The sequence below is a fragment of the Pseudoalteromonas undina genome (genome assembly GCF_000238275.3).
GTDB lineage: Bacteria > Pseudomonadota > Gammaproteobacteria > Enterobacterales > Alteromonadaceae > Pseudoalteromonas > Pseudoalteromonas undina.
In genome coordinates this window covers 379,636-400,972 of record NZ_AHCF03000002.1, presented here as the reverse complement: position 1 = coordinate 400,972, position 21,337 = coordinate 379,636, and the positions used below count along the sequence as shown (strand labels likewise).

The 21,337-nt window shown below is 42.3% G+C and carries 20 protein-coding genes; 3 read left to right on the top strand and 17 right to left on the bottom strand.

Going from position 1 to position 21,337, the window contains the following annotated elements; all coding sequences use genetic code 11:
- Window positions 1-231: 231 nt before the first annotated feature.
- Both PUND_RS02500 and PUND_RS02495 read right to left on the bottom strand, forming a co-directional pair.
- On the bottom strand, window positions 232-597 hold the full coding sequence (locus tag PUND_RS02500; protein WP_008114788.1) for a hypothetical protein: 366 nt from the start codon (window positions 595-597) through the stop codon (window positions 232-234).
- Window positions 598-674: 77 nt separating this feature from the next.
- Complete coding sequence (locus PUND_RS02495; RefSeq protein ID WP_010390721.1) at window positions 675-1,547, bottom strand: TolB-like translocation protein; 873 nt, start codon at window positions 1,545-1,547, stop codon at window positions 675-677.
- 115 nt (window positions 1,548-1,662) lie between these two features.
- Between PUND_RS02495 and PUND_RS02490 the strand changes: the two genes are divergently transcribed.
- The 3 genes from PUND_RS02490 to yjjG all read left to right on the top strand — a co-directional run bounded on the left by PUND_RS02490 (window position 1,663) and on the right by yjjG (window position 3,955).
- Entirely contained in the window at window positions 1,663-2,562 is a 900-nt protein-coding gene (locus tag PUND_RS02490) for a phosphoribulokinase (RefSeq protein WP_008114793.1), read from the top strand.
- 167 nt (window positions 2,563-2,729) lie between these two features.
- Complete coding sequence (yjjX, locus tag PUND_RS02485) at window positions 2,730-3,269, top strand: inosine/xanthosine triphosphatase (RefSeq protein ID WP_010390719.1); 540 nt, start codon at window positions 2,730-2,732, stop codon at window positions 3,267-3,269.
- Window positions 3,270-3,280: 11 nt separating this feature from the next.
- A complete protein-coding gene (yjjG, locus tag PUND_RS02480; RefSeq protein WP_010390717.1) occupies window positions 3,281-3,955 on the top strand; it encodes a pyrimidine 5'-nucleotidase in 675 nt (224 codons plus the stop codon).
- A gap of 87 nt (window positions 3,956-4,042) precedes the next feature.
- Here yjjG and lpxC read toward each other — a convergent pair whose 3' ends face one another.
- From lpxC to rsmH, 15 genes are all read right to left on the bottom strand, one after another.
- Window positions 4,043-4,954 (bottom strand): UDP-3-O-acyl-N-acetylglucosamine deacetylase, encoded by a 912-nt coding sequence (lpxC, locus tag PUND_RS02475; protein ID WP_010390707.1) that lies wholly within the window; start codon window positions 4,952-4,954, stop codon window positions 4,043-4,045.
- A 107-nt stretch (window positions 4,955-5,061) separates the two neighbouring features.
- On the bottom strand, window positions 5,062-6,321 hold the full coding sequence (gene ftsZ / locus PUND_RS02470; RefSeq protein ID WP_010390706.1) for a cell division protein FtsZ: 1,260 nt from the start codon (window positions 6,319-6,321) through the stop codon (window positions 5,062-5,064).
- A 21-nt stretch (window positions 6,322-6,342) separates the two neighbouring features.
- Window positions 6,343-7,575, bottom strand: a complete 1,233-nt coding sequence (ftsA, locus tag PUND_RS02465) for a cell division protein FtsA (RefSeq protein ID WP_010390705.1) — start codon at window positions 7,573-7,575, stop codon at window positions 6,343-6,345.
- Between the two features lie 13 nt (window positions 7,576-7,588).
- Window positions 7,589-8,350, bottom strand: a complete 762-nt coding sequence (locus PUND_RS02460) for a cell division protein FtsQ/DivIB (RefSeq protein ID WP_010390704.1) — start codon at window positions 8,348-8,350, stop codon at window positions 7,589-7,591.
- Window position 8,351: 1 nt separating this feature from the next.
- On the bottom strand, window positions 8,352-9,272 hold the full coding sequence (locus PUND_RS02455; protein ID WP_010390703.1) for a D-alanine--D-alanine ligase: 921 nt from the start codon (window positions 9,270-9,272) through the stop codon (window positions 8,352-8,354).
- Window positions 9,269-10,678 (bottom strand): UDP-N-acetylmuramate--L-alanine ligase, encoded by a 1,410-nt coding sequence (murC, locus tag PUND_RS02450; RefSeq protein WP_217697118.1) that lies wholly within the window; start codon window positions 10,676-10,678, stop codon window positions 9,269-9,271. The genes PUND_RS02455 and murC overlap by 4 nt, the downstream gene beginning before the upstream one ends.
- A gap of 42 nt (window positions 10,679-10,720) precedes the next feature.
- Window positions 10,721-11,797 carry an undecaprenyldiphospho-muramoylpentapeptide beta-N-acetylglucosaminyltransferase gene (murG, locus tag PUND_RS02445; RefSeq protein WP_010390701.1) on the bottom strand — a complete coding sequence of 359 codons (1,077 nt, stop codon included), beginning with the start codon at window positions 11,795-11,797 and terminating at the stop codon, window positions 10,721-10,723.
- A complete protein-coding gene (gene ftsW, locus PUND_RS02440) occupies window positions 11,794-12,969 on the bottom strand; it encodes a cell division protein FtsW (RefSeq protein ID WP_010390699.1) in 1,176 nt (391 codons plus the stop codon). The genes murG and ftsW overlap by 4 nt, the downstream gene beginning before the upstream one ends.
- Window positions 12,966-14,300, bottom strand: coding sequence for a UDP-N-acetylmuramoyl-L-alanine--D-glutamate ligase (gene murD / locus PUND_RS02435; protein WP_010390698.1), 1,335 nt, complete (start codon window positions 14,298-14,300; stop codon window positions 12,966-12,968). Before murD ends, ftsW begins: the two co-directional genes overlap by 4 nt.
- Window positions 14,301-15,383, bottom strand: a complete 1,083-nt coding sequence (mraY, locus tag PUND_RS02430; protein WP_010390697.1) for a phospho-N-acetylmuramoyl-pentapeptide-transferase — start codon at window positions 15,381-15,383, stop codon at window positions 14,301-14,303. It lies immediately after the preceding gene.
- Window positions 15,383-16,765, bottom strand: a complete 1,383-nt coding sequence (locus PUND_RS02425; protein ID WP_010390696.1) for a UDP-N-acetylmuramoyl-tripeptide--D-alanyl-D-alanine ligase — start codon at window positions 16,763-16,765, stop codon at window positions 15,383-15,385. Before PUND_RS02425 ends, mraY begins: the two co-directional genes overlap by 1 nt.
- Complete coding sequence (murE, locus tag PUND_RS02420; protein ID WP_041709199.1) at window positions 16,762-18,240, bottom strand: UDP-N-acetylmuramoyl-L-alanyl-D-glutamate--2,6-diaminopimelate ligase; 1,479 nt, start codon at window positions 18,238-18,240, stop codon at window positions 16,762-16,764. The genes PUND_RS02425 and murE overlap by 4 nt, the downstream gene beginning before the upstream one ends.
- Entirely contained in the window at window positions 18,233-20,050 is a 1,818-nt protein-coding gene (locus tag PUND_RS02415; protein WP_010390693.1) for a peptidoglycan glycosyltransferase FtsI, read from the bottom strand. Before PUND_RS02415 ends, murE begins: the two co-directional genes overlap by 8 nt.
- Window positions 20,047-20,373, bottom strand: a complete 327-nt coding sequence (gene ftsL, locus PUND_RS02410; protein WP_010390691.1) for a cell division protein FtsL — start codon at window positions 20,371-20,373, stop codon at window positions 20,047-20,049. The genes PUND_RS02415 and ftsL overlap by 4 nt, the downstream gene beginning before the upstream one ends.
- Window positions 20,370-21,308: a 16S rRNA (cytosine(1402)-N(4))-methyltransferase RsmH gene (gene rsmH / locus PUND_RS02405; RefSeq protein WP_010390683.1), complete on the bottom strand. Its 939-nt coding sequence runs from the start codon at window positions 21,306-21,308 to the stop codon at window positions 20,370-20,372. Before rsmH ends, ftsL begins: the two co-directional genes overlap by 4 nt.
- Window positions 21,309-21,337: the final 29 nt, after the last annotated feature.

The following is a 21,337-nucleotide window of genomic DNA, read 5'->3' as shown; positions in this document are numbered from 1 at the left end:
GGGGGCTGCGGGCGACGGGTAACGGGCCGAAAAGCTCAAACTCGGGCTAATGGCTGATGTTTTCTCATTGTCTTCTCTTTGTGTATAAAATCTTAAAAAGTTTATTCACAAAGAGATTAAGAGGCGCAGCCCTTTTAGAGCTAGTGATTAAAGACAAAGATTAAGGGTTATAAAGGTTAAAGGTTGAAGATTTTATCTTGCACCTTTTGCCTTTAGCCCTGCACCATTCTATTAACCACCAATAATCATGGTTAGCTTAGCTATAAACTCTTTTGCCGCTTGTTCAGAGTTAATTTTAAAAGCGACACCATAATGAATAGGCTGTGCGCTTTTATAAATACGAGTGGGAAAACGGGTCATTTCACTGCTATGAAAATAACCTTGAGTACGCACAACCCCATCAATATCAGTAAAGTCATCACTAAACACTTCAAATGCAGGGCGGATCACAATTTTACCTTTCCCCGTTTCGGCATGGGTGTAAAACGCTTCTTTAGAGTTTGCTAGCATATACTCAGCAATGTTTTTTATTTTAAAGTTACTTCTACACTCTAGTTTTATCAGCTGCTCTGTTAACTCGTCTGCGCTAAATGCCACGTGACTTTCCTTTTTATTTAATAGGGGGTCAGACTAACTCATGCATGAGTGAAAGTCCGAAATTTATTATTTAGTGCTTATTTAACACTACATACAAACGCTAATTGCTGATTTTTATAACTCAACCGGCTTATTTCAGTATCACAATATTGGCTTAAATCGAGCCATTGAGATATGTCAGATCCAGCTGTTAATTTTCGTTGATAAATACGGTTTTTAACTGCGTAAGCAATAGTATTTTCATCTTTTAAGATGAAGTCTTGTACTTGGTTTGGCAGCCTAAGGATGTTGCTTACCTGCTTAGTTTGAGGATCAAAACGGGCTAACTGGTGCTGGCCATTTTTACTATGACTAAATAAAAATTCACTTTGCGATTTATCGTAAATAAGTGTGCGACCAATGTTATTTGCAACAACTTCACCTTTAGCCGCAACAACCGAGGTATATTGTAATGTATGTGGCTCACCTAAAATAAACATCACTAAATCGTTGTTATTACCCCAAGCGTGGTAGCCCACAGGCTCAATCCAATCAAAAATACGACTTGGCGCCTGCTCTGTACTCAGCGGATATTGCCATAACTTTTGTTTGCCATCTTCTTCAACCACGATAGCAGATAAACTATCACCACTCGGTGTTACTGTTGGCGAATACTCACTTATAGCTGTATTGGTGATCATAGAGGTTTGTTTTGATGATAAATCGTAAAGCGCAATATCAGTTTGGCTCTGATTATTACTGATTACCTCACGCGTATAATAAAGGCCAGTATCGGTTAAGTGAGGCTGATTGTTGTAGCTGGTTTTATCACTAATAATGCTTACGCGTATGCCATGCGGAGTATTTAAATCGGCAAGCAGTATTTGACTTTTAGGCATATTTGCCTGGGCAACGCCCAATGTTAAAGCATTAATTGTTATTAGCCCTAACAACGGTTTGATCAGTTTCATGCTTTCTCTCGTTTTAATTTTAAGCACCTCATGATAACGTTATTTACTGATGACGTCACTTGACCTAGCTTAGTAAGGTCTTTATAACTAACGGGTCATAAAAAAGAGAACAAACATGTCAGCTAAACACCCTATTATTGCAATCACCGGCTCATCTGGAGCAGGCACTACAACCACCACCAATGCCGTGAAGCATATTTTCCGCAGCCTCGATATCAATGCTGCATTTATTGAAGGTGATAGCTTTCATCGTTACACACGTCCTGAAATGGACAAAAAAATTCGAGAAGCCCAACAAGAAAGTAAACACATAAGTTATTTTGGCCGAGAAGCCAATGACTTTGGTGCATTAGAAGACTTATTTACCAAGTATGGTGAAACAGGCGAAGGTAAACTGCGCCGTTATTTACATACCTTTGATGAGGCCGTGCCTTATAACCAGTTACCTGGAACATTTACTCCTTGGCAAGAGCTTGAGCAAAATACAGATTTAATGTTTTACGAAGGCTTACATGGCGGCGTGGTCGACGAAGATCATGATGTTGCTAAGCATGTTGATTTACTCATAGGCATGGTGCCAATTATTAACCTTGAGTGGATCCAAAAGCTTATTCGCGATACCTCAGAACGCGGCCATTCTCGTGAAAAAGTAATGGACTCGATTGTACGCAGTATGGATGACTACATTAATCATATAACGCCGCAGTTTTCTCGTACTCATATTAACTTTCAGCGAGTACCCACCGTTGATACCTCCAACCCATTTAGCGCAAAAGATATCCCCTCCCTTGATGAAAGCTTTGTTGTTATTCGCTTTAGGGGCATTGATGACGTTGATTTCCCGTATTATTTACGCATGATTGAAGGCAGCTTTATGTCGCGGATCAATACGCTTGTAGTACCCGGTGGCAAAATGGGACTCGCTATGGAGCTAGTGCTTACGCCACTGATCAAAGATATTATTTTGAAAAAACGCGCCTTAGCAAAATTAGCCCCACCTGAAATTCCTATTTAAGTGTATCGATAATCTGTTAGAGGCTTTTTGGTTTAGAAGATCTAACAACATATGATGATCTTATGGAGCTGATCATTTCTTTTATCAAGTGATCGCAAATACATTCTGCTCTTTTTTGTTTAGTCTAACTCACGTACACTGCTGATTTTAAGTATGATGAGAGTAGTATGTCGCAAGCCATTAAAATTGTTGTCGGGTCTAAAAACCCAGTAAAAGTAAATGCCGCTAAACACATTTTTGCGATGTATTTCCCTGAGCATATAATTGAATGTAGTGGCGTTCACGCCCCCTCTGATGTACCCGATCAGCCTATAGGCGAAGAACAAACGTGTTTGGGAGCGCAAAACCGAGTTAACTACTGTAAAGCACAGCATCAAGCAGACTACTACATAGCGATGGAAGGCGGCGCAGCGCAATTTAGCTATGGTGCAGCAACCTTTGCCTATGTTGTTATTGATGACGGCGCACAGCAAGTTACAGGACGAAGCAGTAACTTACCTTTGCCTTCGGTTTTTTATAAAGCATTGCTGCAAGGTGAAGAGCTCGGAGATGTGATGGATAAGGCTTTTAATACCACCAATATTAAGCAACAAGGGGGTGCTATTGGTTTATTAACTGATCATCATGCGACACGAGAAAGTACCTATACTCAAGCGCTGACTCTCGCCATGGCGCCTTTTCTTAATCCCACTTTATATAATCAATAACGGATGTTTTAATGAAGTATAACTACGTATTATTTGATGCCGACGAAACCTTATTTAGCTTTAATGCCTTTGCTGGCTTACAAAAAATGTTGGCAGCTTATGGCATGGATTTTACCAAAGCAGATTATGAACATTACCAAAATACCAATAAGCCATTATGGATTGCCTATCAAAATAACGAAATTACCGCAAACCACCTGCAAGTAACTCGCTTTAGTGAGCTGGCAAATAAGCTTAATGTTCCAGCCCAGCAGCTCAATGATGACTTTTTATCGGCAATGGCTGAAATTTGTATGCCTTTACCCGGTGCGGTTGAATTATTAAACGCCCTTAAACCTCATGCCAAATTAGGTATTATCACTAATGGCTTTAGTCAGCTGCAAGCACGTCGCTTAGCACATACGGGGCTGCAAGATATGTTCGATTGGCTGGTAATCTCTGAAAAAGTAGGTATTGCTAAGCCTGCAAAAGAGATATTTGAGCACACCTTTAATTTAATGGGGAATCCACCGAAAGAACAAATTTTAATGGTAGGTGATACCGCCAGCAGTGATATTCTTGGTGGACGAAATGCAGGCATAGACACCTGCTGGTTACAGCACCCTGGGGTAATCTTACCTGAAGGTATTAAGCCAACGTACCAAGTCACTGAGTTAAAACAGTTACAAACTATTTTAGGTCTGTAATACCTGACTGGTTGTGGTTACAAACAGCCAAAAAAAATGACGCTAATAAGCGTCATTTTTTATAACTGTATGTAAGCGATTAACTGATTAGGCGTTTGCTAATTCAAGGCCGGGTGCAGGCATCGAAACAGGCGTTTCAAAGGTTGCCCACTCCCATGCTGACTCGGTTGCCATAATTTTGCGTAGTAACTTGTTATTTAAATCATGACCTGATTTAAATGCAGTTACTTTACCTAAAAGGTTATGACCTGTCATAAACATGTCACCTACACAGTCTAGTATCTTATGCTTGACGAACTCGTCTGGGTAACGCAGACCGTTTGGATTTAAAACTTTAAATTCATCAAGTACCACTGCACTATCCATGCTACCACCTAGTGCAAGGTTATTAGCATGCATGTATTCAATATCTTTCATAAAGCCAAAAGTACGCGCACGGCTAATTTCTTCAGTGAAGCTTTGTGCGGTAATATCTAAGCCAATGCGTTGGCGGCTTTCATTAATTGCAGGGTGATCAAAGGCAATTTCAAAGTCGATATGGAATCCGTCGTAAGGTTCTACTTCGGCCCATTTGTCGCCTTCTTCAATACGTACTTTTTCTTTAATACGAATGAAACGTTTTGCAACATTTTGCTCTTCAATGCCGCCTTTTTGTAATAAATAAATGAATGGCAATGCACTACCATCCATTATTGGAACTTCTGAGCTATCAAGTTCAACAATCAGATTGTCGATACCCATGGCCGCAACAGCTGCAATTAAATGCTCAGTAGTTGATAAGCGAACACCATCTTTGTTGATTAAACAGGTACACAATTGCGTATCACCAACGGCTTCAGGTGTTGTTTCAAAATCAACAACCGGATCAAGGTCGACACGACGAAATACAATCCCAGTATTTGCGCTCGCAGGTCGGAGAGTTATTGTGACCTTCTCACCTTTATGAAGTCCAATTCCTATGGCTTTGACTACTTGTGCAATCGTACGCTGTTTAATCATAGGTTCGCTCACTTTAAGTATATATTACAGTTAGACGGCGGAGTGTAACATAAATACGGTATAACTACAACATTTGTTCACATTTCGCACAAAAGTACTGTTTTTAATTAGTCTGCTTGTTTACGTAAAAAAGCAGGAATGTCGAAATAATCGCCACCCTCAGACTTATCTGTTTTATTAGCACTACTTGACGACGTATTCGTTGCTGAACTTGAAGAGCTAGTCGATGTGCTGCTTTGCTCTTTTGATTCAGTTTGCGATGTCGTTGCAGGCTCTTCAGTCGTGCTTGTGCCTTGGCTTGCAAAGCTAGGTACGTACATGCTGCTGCTTGTTTGTGTGCTTGAGCTAGTTACATCAGAGCCTGACGCTTTTTTGAAACCGTTATCTACAATACCAAACTGTGGACGACGATCGCCGCCTAAGCCGGTTGCAACCACGGTTACACGTAGCTCATCCGTCATTTCTGGGTCAATTACCGCGCCAACAACAACCGTTGCGTTTTCAGACGCTAGCGCCTTAACGTGATTACCCACAATTTCAAATTCTTCAATCGCGATATCCATACCCGCAGTAATGTTAACCAAAATGCCTTTAGCACCGGTTAAATCTACGTCTTCTAGAAGCGGGCTTGAAATAGCAGCTTCTGCTGCTTCTTGTGCACGATCAGGACCCGACGCAGATGCAGTGCCCATCATCGCTGTGCCCATTGCAGACATAACTGTACGTACGTCGGCGAAATCCACGTTAATTAGACCCGAGCGAGTGATTAGCTCAGCAATACCTTGTACCGCACCAAACAATACGTCATTTGCTTTAGCAAATGCATCCAGTAAAGTTGTTCCTTTACCCAATACTTTTAGTAACTTGTTATTTGGAATAGTAATTAACGAGTCCACAATTTCAGATAATTCGCTAATACCTTGCTCTGCAGCAGCGGCACGCTTTTTACCTTCAAAATCAAACGGACGGGTTACCACAGCAACAGTTAAAATACCCAGCTCTTTAGCAATTTTAGCCACGACTGGCGCAGCACCGGTACCTGTACCGCCGCCCATACCTGCCGCAATAAACACCATATCGGCACCTTCAAGGCTAGCACGAATGGTTTCGGCATCTTCTTCAGCCGATTCACGACCTACTTCAGGGTTAGCCCCCGCACCTAACCCAGAGGTTATTTGCGTGCCTAATTGTACTGTTACATCAGCGGCTGAATTACGTAATGCTTGCGCATCCGTATTGGCTGCGATAAAACGAACGCCTTCTATTTGTTGTTTTACCATGTGCTCAACTGCGTTACCGCCGCCACCGCCTACACCGATTACTTTTATTACAGCTTCTTCGCTGTGTTGTTCCATTATATCAAACATATTTACTCTCCGACTTGAGTACTAAAACTCGCCTTGAAACCATTTTGTGATGCGATTCCACCAATTATTATTATCATCCGCTTTCGACTTTTGTGCATTCATCGACTGCATAGTACGCCCGTATTGTAACAAACCTACAGCGGTTGCGTACGATGGATCATCAACATAATCAGTTAAACCTACTACACCAATTGGTTTACCTATTCTTACTGGCATCTGAAAAATATCTTCAGCCACTTCCATTGCGCCAGCCATTTTAGCAGTTCCGCCAGTAATGACGAGACCTGCTGCAATTTGGTCTTCTAATCCTGAGCGACGAATTTCTTCCATCGCCAGTTCAAATAATTCTCTAAAACGTGGCTCAACCACTTCTGATAACGTGTGTCTTGACATCAGTCTTGCTGGTCGTCCACCTACGCTTGGCACTTCAATCGTGTCTTCGCTGCTCGCCATTTGGCTACTTGCACAGGCATATTGTACTTTGAGTGACTCTGCATGTGATATAGGTGTGCGAAATATTTTTGCAATATCGCCGGTTACTTGGTTGCCCGCCACCGGAATAACCGCAGAATGACGCAGTGCACCATTAATATAAATAGTGATATCCATAGTACCACCACCGATATCTAGCACCGCAACACCTAGCTCTTTTTCATCGTCCGTCAGTACGGAGTAACAAGAGGCAAGCGCAGTGAATATAAGTTGGTCAACTTCAAGCCCACAACGTTCAACACATTTTTCTATATTTTTAGCCATATCGTTGGAGCAGGTAATAATATGCGCACGTGCTTCCATACGCACACCACTCATGCCAAGTGGGTTTTTAATCCCCTCTTGCATGTCAATGCTGTACTCTTGTGGCAAGGCATGCAACATTTTGCGTTCAGCTGAAATTGGTACTGAGCGAGCAATATGGATTACATTTTCAATGTCTTCATCGGTTACTTCAGTATTATTAATAGCGACAACACCGCTTTCGTTCTGACATTGAATATGTTTGCCAGAAATGCCCAAATAAACCGAGCTAATACGACAATCAGCCATCAATTCGGCTTCATCAATTGCGCGGCGAATAGACTCAGACACTAAATTTAAATCGTTAACGCCGCCTTTATCCATTCCATGAGATACTTGGCTCCCCACGCCAACAATGCTGAGCTTGTTATCTGTGGTGATTTCACCTACCGTGGCCACCACTTTCGAAGTGCCTACGTCTAATCCAATCACTAGGTTTCTTTCTGCTGACTTAGTCATGCCTTACTCTTTATTATAATTGCTGTTCTTGCATTGGCTTATAGCTCACTGCAAGGCCGGTATCGTAGCGTAAATCAATTGCATCTATTTGTGCATCAGCACGTTTTTCTATGCGTGAATAAACGTCTATAAAACGCTGTACACGCTTGGCTTTATCCTTGCGCCCTAAATTTAAACGCACGCCATTATCTAACCAAAGTTGCCACGAAAACCGCTCAGATAGCGCAAGGCTAGTGAGCGTTAGTGCATTTATTTTAAGCATTTCATCAAATTGTTTAAACGCTACCCATGCTTCTTTTTCACTGCCCTCTGGCCCATATAACTGGGGTAATGTGGCACTTAACTTATCACTTTTAGCCTCAAACGCATCGCCGCTTTGGTTAATCAATAAATCACTGTTCCAGTGAGCGACTGCTTGATGCTCTACCACGTAAACTTGGATAGTATCAGGCCATTGCTTTCTTACCGATACCGTTGCAACCCAAGGTAGTTCTTGCACTAAATGCTGAACATGCTTTACGTTTAACTCAAAAAAGCTACTTAAATCCGCTTTTTTTATCGCGGTAGTTATTGCTTTTTCATCAGTGTATTTGGGACTCCCCAACACCGTTAGATGCTTAATTTGCGCATCTTTATTTGCAACTAACCAATGGGAAACCCCATTGGTTATTTCAATTAACCCAATCACCACAGCCAGAAAAAAGCTCACTCCAAAAATCAGCGACCAGTTAAGTTGCTGTTTTAGTTGCTGCGCTTTCTCTAAAAAGGGATGCATATTAAAGGGTTTGCTCCAAAATGCGAACAACTAATTGCTCAAAACTTGCCCCATTGGCTTTTGCAGCCATTGGCACCAATGATTTTTCTGTCATGCCTGGCACTGTATTTACTTCCAACAAGTAAAATTGGCCTTGCTGATCTTGCATTGCATCGACGCGACCCCAGCCACTTGCACCCACTAAATCAAACGCATCGAGTGCCATTGCTTGTAGTTTTTGGGTATCCGGTTGTGATAAATCAGCAGGACAATGATATTGTGTCGTACTTGACTGATATTTAGCTTGGTAGTCATAAAAACCATTTGGCGTGCTCATTTCAATCACAGGTTGTACTTCATCACCAAGCACCGTAATTGTAAATTCGCGCCCCGAGATCCACTGCTCTACCAATACTTGGCTGTCGAACTTAAATGCATTGCTGAGCGCATCTTCAAGCTCTTCTGCAGAGCTTGCTTGTGCCATACCAATACTTGAGCCTTCGTGCGATGGTTTTACCATCACTTTTTTAAACTCATCGATAATTGCTTTAGCATCAAAGCCTTTTTTAGCATCAACTACCGCATAAGGTGCTGTGCTTAAGCCTGCCGATTTAAACAAGTGCTTACAACGAATTTTATCCATTGCTAATGCTGAACCCAGTACATTACTGCCGGTGTAAGGCAAGTTCATAAACTCTAAAGCACCTTGTACTGTGCCATCTTCACCACCTCGACCATGCAGCGCAATAAAAACGCGATCAACGTTTAAGTCTTTTAATTCCCACAATGAACGATTTTGAGGGTCAAACGCAATCGCATCAATGCCACAGGCAAGAAGTGCATTAAGGACTGCTTGACCAGATTTTAATGACACGTCGCGCTCTGCTGAGTTTCCACCTAGCAGCACCGCTACTTTACCAAACTGGGAACTTACCTGTGTCATACTTCACCTTGCTTTAATTTTTCTATCGACATATTTGTTGCTGCTAAACTTTTAACTAACTGACCTATGTTACCTGCACCTTGCGTAAGTACTAAATCATTATTTTGCAGACAGTTAGCAAGTACACCTGCAAGCTCTGAGCTTGAAGCTACATGCAATGGCTCTTTGCCACGCTGGCGTAAACTGCGGCATAAACTCTTACTATCAGCGCCCACAATCGGCTCTTCGCCTGCACTGTAAACATCAAGCAATAGCAACTGATCAACCTCGGCGAGTACTTTCACAAAATCTTCGTATAAATCGCGAGTACGAGTATAGCGATGCGGCTGATAAACCATCACTAAACGCTTATCAGGCCAGCCTTCTCTCGCTGCGGTGATGGTAGCTGCCACTTCTGATGGGTGATGACCATAGTCATCTACTAACATCACATTACCGCATTCGTTTTCAAATTCACCATAATGCTGAAAACGACGGCCAATGCCTTCAAAAGTACCTAATGCCGCTAAAATTGCATGATTAGCTATGTTTTGATCTTTTGCCACCGCAATCGCTGCGGTTGCATTTAGGGCATTGTGTTTACCTGGCATATTTAACTTGGCGGTTAAACTCTCGCCTTGTTTATTAGTAACAGTAAATTGGCATGTATTGGCTGTTTGGCTAAATTCACTCATTCGATAATCAGCATCTTGCGATTCACCATAAGTGATCACCGGACGACCAAAGCGAGGTATTAATTCTGCGGCAACGTCTGAATCTATACACACTACAGCTAGCCCGTAAAACGGCAGGTTATGAATGAATTCAACATAAGTATCTTTCATTTTTTCTAAGCTGCCGCCGTAAGTTTCCATGTGATCTTCTTCAATATTAGTGATCACCGATACCATTGGCTGTAAATGCAAAAATGAAGCATCGCTTTCATCCGCTTCAGCGATTAAAAAGTCGCTTTTGCCTACTTTAGCATTGCTGCCAGCACTATTTAATAAACCGCCAATAATAAAGGTTGGATCGAGCCCTGCTTGTGCATAAATGCTGGCAATTAAACTAGTTGTTGTGGTTTTACCATGGGTACCGGCAATGGCAATACCATGACGAAAACGCATCAGCTCAGCTAACATTTCTGCACGGCGAACCACCGGAATACGCGCAGCTTGCGCGGCTTGAATTTCAGGGTTTGTTTTATCAATTGCACTTGAAACCACCACCACATTAGCGTCTTTTACATTATTTTCATGATGGCCAATAAATACTTCAGCGCCCGCTTGAATTAAACGCTCGGTCATGGCGCTATGCGCTATATCCGAGCCGGTAATACGGTAACCTTCAAAAGCCAATACTTCTGCAATACCGCCCATACCTGCACCACCTATTCCTACAAAATGAATAGTTTCAATGCGGCGCATCGCAGGGCGTGTATATTTTTCTTTTGCTAATGTCTGTTTCACTTATATTCTCTTATTTGTTACTTGCTCACAGTGCATAGCGACGCTGGCTGTGGCATCTAAAATAGCCTGCTGCTTTGCTTTAGCAGCCATTTTAGTTATTAATAAAGGTTCGGCTAAATAGGGACTTAAAAGTTCAACAATGCTGCGCTGATTAAATTGCCCCTGTGGCATTAATAATGCCCCTTCTGCCATTACTAAATACTGTGCATTTGCTGTTTGGTGATCATCAACCGCATGTGGAAACGGTACAAATACCGCCATTTTACCTGCTGCAGCAATTTCACTAACCGTTAGCGCTCCGGCGCGACAAATCACAATATCGGCCCAGCTATAAGCGGTATCCATATCATCAATAAATTCAGCAACAGTTACTTGTTCATCGCCCATTTGTTGCTGCTGGTAACTTTCGCTCACACTAGCAAAATGGCCTTTACCAGTTTGGTGCCAAACATTAATGGCACAGGTATCATTTAAGCGCTTAAATGCTTCAGGCAGTGTTTGGTTAAGTACTTGCGCACCTAGTGAGCCACCCACTACAAGCATATTAATTGGACTTGATATTTCCCGCTTAGGTATATCAACTACACTCTGACGCACAGGGTTACCCACCAGCTCAGCTTTACCACTGGCAAAAGCACTTGGAAATGCAGCTAATACGCGATTCGCAAATTTCGCTAGCCATTTATTGCTCATACCAGCTACGGCGTTTTGCTCATGAATTACCAAAGGGATACCGAGACTTTTTGCCGCAATACCCGTAGGGCCTGTCACGTAGCCGCCCATAGCTAAAACCACGTCAGGGCGTTGTTGTTTTAATACTTTACGCGCCTGCAATATTGCATTAATAACCATGAATGGCGCTTTAATGAGGCGTTTTAAACCATTACCTCGCACGCCTTTTACATCAATAAAATCAATTTCTATGTTGTGCTTGGGCACGACACTGGCTTCCATTCTATCAGGAGTGCCTATCCAGCTAACTTGCCAACCTTGCTGTTTGAGATAATCAGCAACCGCAATCCCCGGGAAAATATGTCCACCTGTGCCCCCTGCTACAACGACTATTTTTTTACTCATCGTTTAGCTCCCCCCGACGTGGCCTGTTTAGTTGCCATCTTCGTTTCAAAATCTACCCGTAATAAAATACCAGTGGCTATGGTCATCATTAATAAACTTGAGCCACCATAGGAAATAAACGGTAGGGTTAGTCCTTTGGTTGGTAATATACCGGCACTGGCGCCTACATTAACCATAGTTTGAAATGCAAACCAAATACCGATAGCTAAAGCTAAATAGCCTTCATATTCTTTACCGTTTTTAAGCGCATTTTGGCCAATTAGTAGCGCTCTAAATACTAATGTCCCTAATACCATTAAAATACTCAATACGCCCATAAAACCAAGTTCTTCAGCAATCACGGCAAAAATAAAATCGGTGTGAGCTTCCGGTAAATATTGTAATTTTTGTACGCTATTACCTAAGCCTTGGCCAAACCAATCACCTTGGCTATAAGCCATCAGTGATTGTACTAATTGATAACCTTTACCAAAAGGATCGTCCCAAGGCTCTAAAAAACCCACCACACGCGCCATACGATAGGGCTCAAACACAATCAACCCAACCACCAGCGCAATACCGGTTAAAATAAGTGCAAAAAATTGCCAAAGCTTAGCACCAGCTAAAAACAATAAACCAACCGTAGTAACAAACATCACCACCACGGTTCCTAAATCGGGCTGCATTAAAATAAGTGCCGCATAAACGGCAAATACCGCTATGGGTTTAGCAAAGCCTTTTATGTTTTCTTGTACTTCACTGCGCTTACGCACTAAATAGCCTGCGATATAACTAAAAAAGAATAACTTAGCGAGCTCGGAGGCTTGAATATTAAACGGTCCTATAGGTATCCAGCGGGTCGAACCATTCACTTCTCGCCCCACAATTAGCACCACCAATAACAACACTAAGCCGATTAGTAATAAGTAGGGATTAGCTTTTTTCCACCACGACATAGGTACTTGAGTACTAATGCAAAATAAACAAAACGAGAGCCCTAAAAAAATACCGTGGCGGATAGTAAAATGATAAATATTGCCAAACAGCCTATCGGCCGTCGGCATTGAAGCACTAGTTACCATCACAAAGCCCACCCCTATTAGCATTAACATGCAATAAAGGAGCGGCACATCATAAAGCTGCGCCGAAGGTTTAGGAGTAAATGCCTCTTTAATATCCGCAAAAGCTATCATGGCAGCTCCTGCAATACACAATGCACAAAATCATCGCCGCGCTGCATATAGTTGTTATACATATCTATACTGGCGCAGGCTGGGGCTAATAAAACCGTATCGCCTGACGTACTTAATTGTTTAGCAAGCGCCACAGCTTCAGACATGTTAGTGGTTAAATGACCTTTAGCAGTTAGTGCCATTAACTCTTTTGCATCTTTACCAAAGCAAATGAGGGCTTTAACGTGTTGCTCAACATAAGGTTTAAGTGCCTCTAAATCAGCGCCTTTGGCATCGCCACCAGCAATAACCACTAAGTTTTGTTGCTTACCCGCTAAACTATCAATAGCGGTAATTGTTGCGCCTACATTGGTGGCTTTAGAATCATTAAAATACTTAACGCTATTAAACTCACCCACAAACTGGCAACGATGTGCCAAGCCATTAAATTGAACTAACGCAGTTTTATAATGCGCTTTAGTTATTTCAAACGGGCTGAGTAACGCCATTACTGCCAGTGTATTTAAATAATTATGCTTACCCACAACGGCTAAGGTACTTACTGGCAAATAAGCTTCGCCCTTTACCATAAAGTGCGCTTCGTTATTATGCTGTGCTAAGTGGTAATCACCTTGTGTTTCTCCAAAACTAACTTGTGGTGCTAACGTGCGACTCACTGGGTGGGTTTGTCTATCGTCAGCATTAATAACTAAAAGTTCAGCGCCGTTATAAATACTTAACTTTGAATCTATATAAGCTTGATAGCTATCATAGCGATCGAGATGATCTTCTGAAATATTAAGCACAGTTGCACTGCTGGCTTTTAAGCTGTCAGTGGTATCAAGCTGAAAACTCGATAGTTCCAGTACAAATACATCAAAGTCACCGTCAAGTAAATCCAGTACAGCTGTGCCAATATTGCCGCCCAGTGCTACTTTATAACCTGCGGTTTTTAATACTTCGTAAGCAAGGGTTACTACCGTTGATTTACCGTTTGAACCTGTTACCGCAACAACTGGTTTAGTGTTAATGCGGGCAAATAACTCAACATCACCAATTATTTCTACACCTGCATTCATTGCCTGTGCAACCGCAGGGGTTTTTAAACTTAGCCCGGGACTAATAATGATCATATCGCAAGCACTGAGCGCCGCGTTATTTAAATCACCAAAGTGAGTATTTAGATTAGCGGCATGTTGCTTGAGCCAATCAACACCGGGAGGATTTTCTCGGCTATCGACTACATTGGGCTGTATTCCTTGAGATAATAAAAAGCGCACAATGCCCAGGCCGGTTACACCGAGCCCGAGCACTGTTATTTTTTTATTTTTTATCTCGTTTAAATACTGCATTTATCGGATCTTTAATGTCGCAAGGCCAGCGAGCACTAGCACAATAGAAATTATCCAAAAGCGCACAATAACGCGTGGCTCTGGCCATCCTTTAAGTTCATAATGGTGGTGAATCGGCGCCATTTTAAAAATACGTTGGCCGCGTAATTTATAAGAGCCAACTTGTAAAATTACCGACAGCGCTTCCATTACAAACACGCCCCCCATAATAATAAGTAATAACTCTTGGCGAACCAGCACAGCAATAATACCTAATGCACCACCTAGAGCTAACGAGCCTACATCGCCCATAAACACTTGTGCTGGGTAGGTGTTAAACCATAAAAAGCCTAACCCTGCACCCACAATAGCGGTACACACCACTACCAATTCACTGGCAAGTGGCAAATGCGGAATATGTAAATAAGCTGAAAAGTTAATATTACCGGTTAAATAAGCAATAATAGCCAACGCTGCAGCCACTAAAATTGTTGGCACAATAGCTAAGCCATCTAGTCCGTCGGTTAAGTTTACCGCGTTTGAGGTGCCCACTAATGCAAAATACGTGATTACGATATAAAACAGTCCTAGCTGTGGCAGTACATCTTTAAAAAATGGTACAACAAGAGATGTCTCTGTCGTTTGGGTACTGGTCATGTAAAGTGCAGTTGCTACAACCAATGCAATTACTGATTGCCAAAAATACTTCCACTTAGCAATCAGTCCTTTAGGATCTTTGCGGATCACTTTGCGGTAATCGTCAATAAAGCCAACAATCCCCAATGAACCAATCACAAATAATGTGGCCCATACGTATTTATTTGACAAATCAGCCCACAATAAAGTGCTGGTGAATATTGCCGCTAAAATAAGTAAGCCACCCATGGTCGGCGTACCCGATTTAGACAAATGCGATTGCGGACCATCATCACGTACTGTTTGTCCAATTTGCATGCGCTGTAAACCACGAATTAACTTTGGCCCCAAATAAAGCGACATAATTAATGCGGTCAAAATACCTAAAATGGCACGAAGAGTTAAATACGAAAAAACATTAAAGCCACTATAATATTGAGTTAAATACTCAGCCAGCCAAACTAACATTATGATACTCCATTGATGGCTTGTTGCTGGCCATTAACTAAATCGGTTACTAAAAGCTCCATGCGAGAACTGCGTGATCCTTTCACGACAAGGGTAATTTTTTTATCTACTTTGCTAATACTGTTTTGAATTTGCTGCAGCATTTGCTCACGATTTGAAAAGTGACGATTAGGCAGCTCAAATACATCACTTGCTGACTTACTTAATACACCGAGTGTAAATAGCTCATCAATGCCTTGCGCTAATGCATATTCGCCCACTTCTTGATGATACTTACGAGCATCTTCACCAAGCTCCCCCATATCACCGAGAGCCAAAATACGATGACCTTGAATATCGCTAAGTAAATCAATCGCCGCTTTTACCGATTTAACGTTGGCATTATAAGTATCATCAATAATGGTGAGTGAATCACTAGCTTCAATCAGGTTAACCCGCCCTTTAACTTCACCCATGGTCGCTAGGGCGCTGGCAATTTCTTCAAGTGACACGTCAAACTCACTGGTTAATGCCGCAGCAATAAGCGCGTTGCTAATATTATGCTTGCCTGGCAATGCTAACGTAACCGGAACTCTGTGTTGTTTGGTACATAACATAAAGCTTGCTCGAGCTTGTGCATCTAGGCTGATGTCCTCAGCCCAAATATCCAGTTTTTCACTGCTAGAAAAACATTTAACCTTTCGCGCTGCTAATTTATCAAGCCAATACTGACTAAACTCGCTATCGCAATTAACAATGGCAATGCCATCGTCTTTTAAACCATCGTAAATTTCGCCTTTGGCTTGTGCTACCCCTTGTAAGCTACCAAAACCTTCTAAATGTGCCGCGGCAACATTACATACCACGGCAACATCCGGTTTGGTCATGGCGGTAGTGTAGGCAATTTCACCAATATGGTTTGCACCGAGTTCAATAACAGCATAACGATGCTGTGGCTCTAATCTCAATAAGGTAAGAGGCACGCCAATATCATTATTGAAGTTGCCTTTAGTCGCTAAAACATCCCCTTTACTTGATAAAATAGCGGCACACATTTCTTTAACTGTGGTTTTACCTACACTGCCAGTAATAGCGATAGTTTTAGGTGCAACTTGCGCCATAACCGCTGTTCCAATTGTGCCTAATGCAATACGGGTATCGGCAACTACAAATTGAGCAATGTCGGTATCAATAGCGTGATCGACAATGACTCCAATAGCACCTTTTTGTTTTGCTTGCTCAATAAACTTATGACCATCAAAGTTAGGGCCCTTAAGTGCCAAAAACACTTCACCATCACATAAAGTACGGGTATCGGTGTTTATATTTATTACTTGACGATTATCACCTTGATAATCGGTTGCTAGCACATTAGCTAGCCAATCAAAATCCATTGGGATCATGCTTGAGACCCTCTTACTGCTTGTTTTAATTGTTGTTGTACAAATTGGCGGTCGCAAAAATCAATGCGTTTGTTACCTATAATTTGATAGTCTTCATGCCCTTTACCGGCAATTAAAATAACCTCACCGGCTTTTGCGTTATCTATAGCAAATTGTATCGCAGCACCACGGTCGGCCTCTAAATGGGCGTTTTGTGGGTGTGTTAATCCTGCAGCTACATCATTAATAATTTCATTGGGATCTTCAGAGCGCGGGTTATCACTGGTAATGATCACTTTGTCTGCAAACTGCTCAGCGGCTTGTGCCATTAGTACACGTTTACCTTTATCTCTGTCGCCGCCGCAACCAAATACACAACTCACTCCACCTGGTACATGTTGTTGCAGCGCTTGTAACGCTAGTGCGAGTGCATCAGGCGTATGTGCATAATCAACTACGCAAGTAGGCATATTTGGCGCTGTAAATGCTTGCATTCTGCCTGCTACAGGTTGCAAATACTCACACCCTGCCACTAATTGCGTTAATGGGTAACCTAGCGCTAATAATGTGGCTAAAGCAGCGGTTAAATTATATAGATTAAATTCACCATATAACGGTGATTTTATGGCAATATCACCCCAACTTGTAGTTAATTGCGCCGAAATACCGGTTGCCGAATAGCTAACATCAGAAAAATACACAAACTGAGCGTTTTTAGGGGCTAAGTTTTTACGGCCATAACAAATTAGTTTATTAAAGCTATATTTTTCAATCCATTGCTCTGCTTGTCCGTCATCTTGGTTAAGAATGACATTGGCAGCATCAAAATCACGAAACAGCATCAATTTGGCATCACCGTAACTATCCATGTCACCATGATAATCTAGATGATCGCGAGATAAGTTAGTAAAAACCGCCGCTTTGAAATGGCACTGATCAACACGGTGCTGCACTAGACCATGCGATGATACTTCCATCGCTACTAAGCGATGTTGCTGCTCTTTTAAGTCACTTAAAATATGCTGTAAATCAACCGTTGATGGTGTGGTGTTTTGTAGCGGTGTTAAATTATCTGGATGGCCATAACCGAGCGTGCCTATAATTGCGGCTTGGGTACGACAAAACTGTGCTAAATGAGCAATCATTGCTGTAGTAGTCGACTTACCATTAGTACCTGTTACACCAATTAAGTCTAACTCTAGGCTCGGTTGCTGGTAAAATTTACTCGCTAAAACAGGCAATTTTTTATTTAATTCTGAGACTAAATAAAGCGGCTCAAAATCACTTTCAAACTCACACAGTCTGTCGGCAATAATTGCACTGGCACCATTCTCAATTGCTTTATCAATAAACTGTCCGCCATCAAGCTGATGACCTTTTATTGCCACAAACACATCACCCGGTTTTACATCGCGGCTGTCTAAACGCAACTCGTTTACCATTAAACGTGCTGCATCTATTTCTAAATATTTTAAAATTGTGTGTAAATCACGCACCATCATCTTTGCCCTTCACGTATGCCACCGAGTCTTTATCTGGGGCAACGTTTAAAATTCTTAATGAATTAGAGATTATTTCTGCAAACGCCGGACCTGCCGTTGCGCCACCGTAATAAACATCTCCACCGGGCTCGTTGATTAATACCACAACGGCTAATCGCGGATTACTTGCTGGGGCAATGCCCGCAAAATAACCTACATATTCGTCACCATAACCACCTGCAGCGGCCTTTTTAGAAGTACCCGTTTTACCAGCAGCGCGGTAACCATCAACTTTAATACGGCGTGCGGTACCACCTTCTTCAAATACGCTTTCCATCATATGAACTACAGCTTCAACATCTTGTTGTTGAAAAACACGTTCACCTTCAGGTATAGAGTCTTGCTTTAGTACAGTGAGTGGGCGGTTAACCCCACCTGCGCCTAACATGGCGTAAAAACGAGCCATTTGCGCGGTACTCACGGCAATATTGTAACCAAACGAAAGTGCGGCAATTTCGTGATCTGACCAACGACGGTTTGGGTAAAATAAACCACTGCTTTCCCCGACCATGCCGGTACCACTATCACTACCAAAACCCACCTTTTGGTAAAGACCTACAAAGTAGTCTTTGGGCACGGTTTGGCTTATTTTCGTTACGCCCATATTACTGGAGTACTTTAAAATTTCGCGCAGCGTCATTTCACCATGATTACGGGTATCTTGTACTAAGCTGCCCCCTAAACGCATCCAGCCTGGGTAGGTATCAACTTTGTCATCCGGTTGGATTGTGCCGTAGTCTAATCCAGCTAAAATGGCTAGAGGCTTAACGGTTGAGCCGGGTTCAAACAAATCGGTAATTGCACGGTTACGACGCTTATGAGGAGCCGCACCGCTTAAATTGTTAGGATTAAATGAAGGACTATTTACCATAGCCAAAACTTCACCAGTTTTAACATCAACCACCATGGCTGAACCTGAAGTGGCCTTGTAAGTTAATACCGCTGATTTAACCGCTTTGTAGGCAATCGCCTGAATACGCTGATCAATACTCAGTTGAATACTCTCAGGCTCCACTCGCTCGCGCTCATCAAGCACTTCAACTTCACGTCCTTGAGCATCTTTTCGAATCGTACGTCGGCCTTCTTCACCTGTGAGTGCATTTTCGTAAAGCTTTTCTATGCCTTCAATGCCTTTGCCATCGATATTAGTAAAACCAATGATATGCGCACTGACCTCACCGGCAGGGTAATAGCGTTTTGATTCATCTAATAAATGAATACCTGGTAGGCGTAAATCGCCAATATAATTAGCAACAGCCGGAGTAACTTGGCGTTTTAAGTAAACAAAGCGACGAGTAGGATCATCAAGTAGTCGGGTATTAATTTTGCTCGGTTCAATGCGCAGTACATCGGCTAGTTCACGCCAGCGCAAATCGTTTTTATAATACAGGGCGGTACGCTTGTTTAGCTCAGCAACATTTTCACGCAGAGTTTGCTGATCTTCACCATTTTTACGGGCTTGTCTGAGCACTTTGCTCACCAGTGATTTATGCAAAGCTTTAGGATCTGCATACACACTGACTACAGGCACACTAACAGCTAACTCTTTACCGTTACGATCGAAGATCATACCGCGTTGCACATGCAATTTTTCAACACGTACTGTACGCTTGTCACTTTCGGAGCGAGCCTTATCGGGTTCAATTACTTGCAAATATGCGGCGCGCGATACCAAAGTCACAAACACTAAAAAAATCACCGCACACACTAAAATAAAGCGCCATGCGATTAGGTTGTTGACTGGTTTTTTGCCTCGCGTTCTCATTGTAATATAATTACCTGCTCATCTTGGCTGGTTGGCCGCTTCATTTCTAATTGTGACGTTGCCACTTCTTCAATGCGTGCATGTTGCGAATAAAATTCTTCTTCCACTAAAAAATAACGCCACTCTAAATCCAATTCATCACGCTCTTGCAGTAACGAATCTTGCTCAATTAATTGCGCACGAGATAAATGAGTTACCTGCACCACGCTCAAACTTGACGCGAATATCACAACCAACAAGGCCAAGGTGATCTTGTTCGCACCTAGGCCTTTAATTATTTCAATAAATAGATTAGGTTGGCGATAACTCGCTTTTTTACTCATCCCAACCTCTGTGCAATCCTTAGTACTGAGCTACGAGAGCGTGGATTGCGAGCCACTTCATCAGCACTTGGTTTAATAGCTTTACCCACTGCTTTTAACGTCAGGTTTTTATTTATTTGTGCGTCGGTTAAAGGCAGACCTCTGGGTATCGCTTCTCCCTTACTCTGTTTTTTAATAAATTGTTTTACAATGCGATCTTCTAAAGAGTGAAAAGAAATTACAACTAAGCGACCACCCGGCTTAAGAACTTTAATCGCCGCTTGTAGTGCGGTTTGAATTTCCTCTAACTCGCTATTGATATAAATACGAATTGCCTGAAACGTGCGCGTTGCAGGATGTTTAAACTTATCTTTAACAGGTACTGCTTCATCAACTAAATCTGCGAGCTGTTTAGTGGTAGTGATTGGCGTATGTTCACGCACTTCCAATATCTTGTGCGCAATGCGCTTACCAAACTTTTCTTCACCTAGCTTTTTGATCACATGGGTAATGTCATCTAGTTCCGCTTCAGCTAACCACTGCGCAGCGCTACGGCCTGTGCTTGGATCCATTCGCATATCAAGCGGGCCGTCTTTCATAAAACTAAAGCCACGAGCGGCATCATCTAACTGCGGTGACGACACACCAATATCAAGTAAAATGCCATCAACTTTACCAATTAGATCGTTTTGCTCAGCAACTTCGTATAACTTTGAGAACCGTGAGTGAGCAATCGAAAAACGTGAATCATCGGCAAACTTTTCTGCTGACTTTATAGCTTGTGGATCCTGATCAATAGCCTGCAAGCGACCAGCGTCGCCCAAGCGCGCTAATATTTGCCCTGAATGCCCGCCACGTCCAAAGGTGCCATCCATGTAAATGCCGTCTGGCTTAATTGCAAGTGCATCTATGGTTTCGTCCATTAATACGGATACGTGTTCAAATTGCGCTGTCATTAGCTATTTTTTGCCTTTTTGTTTTGCCG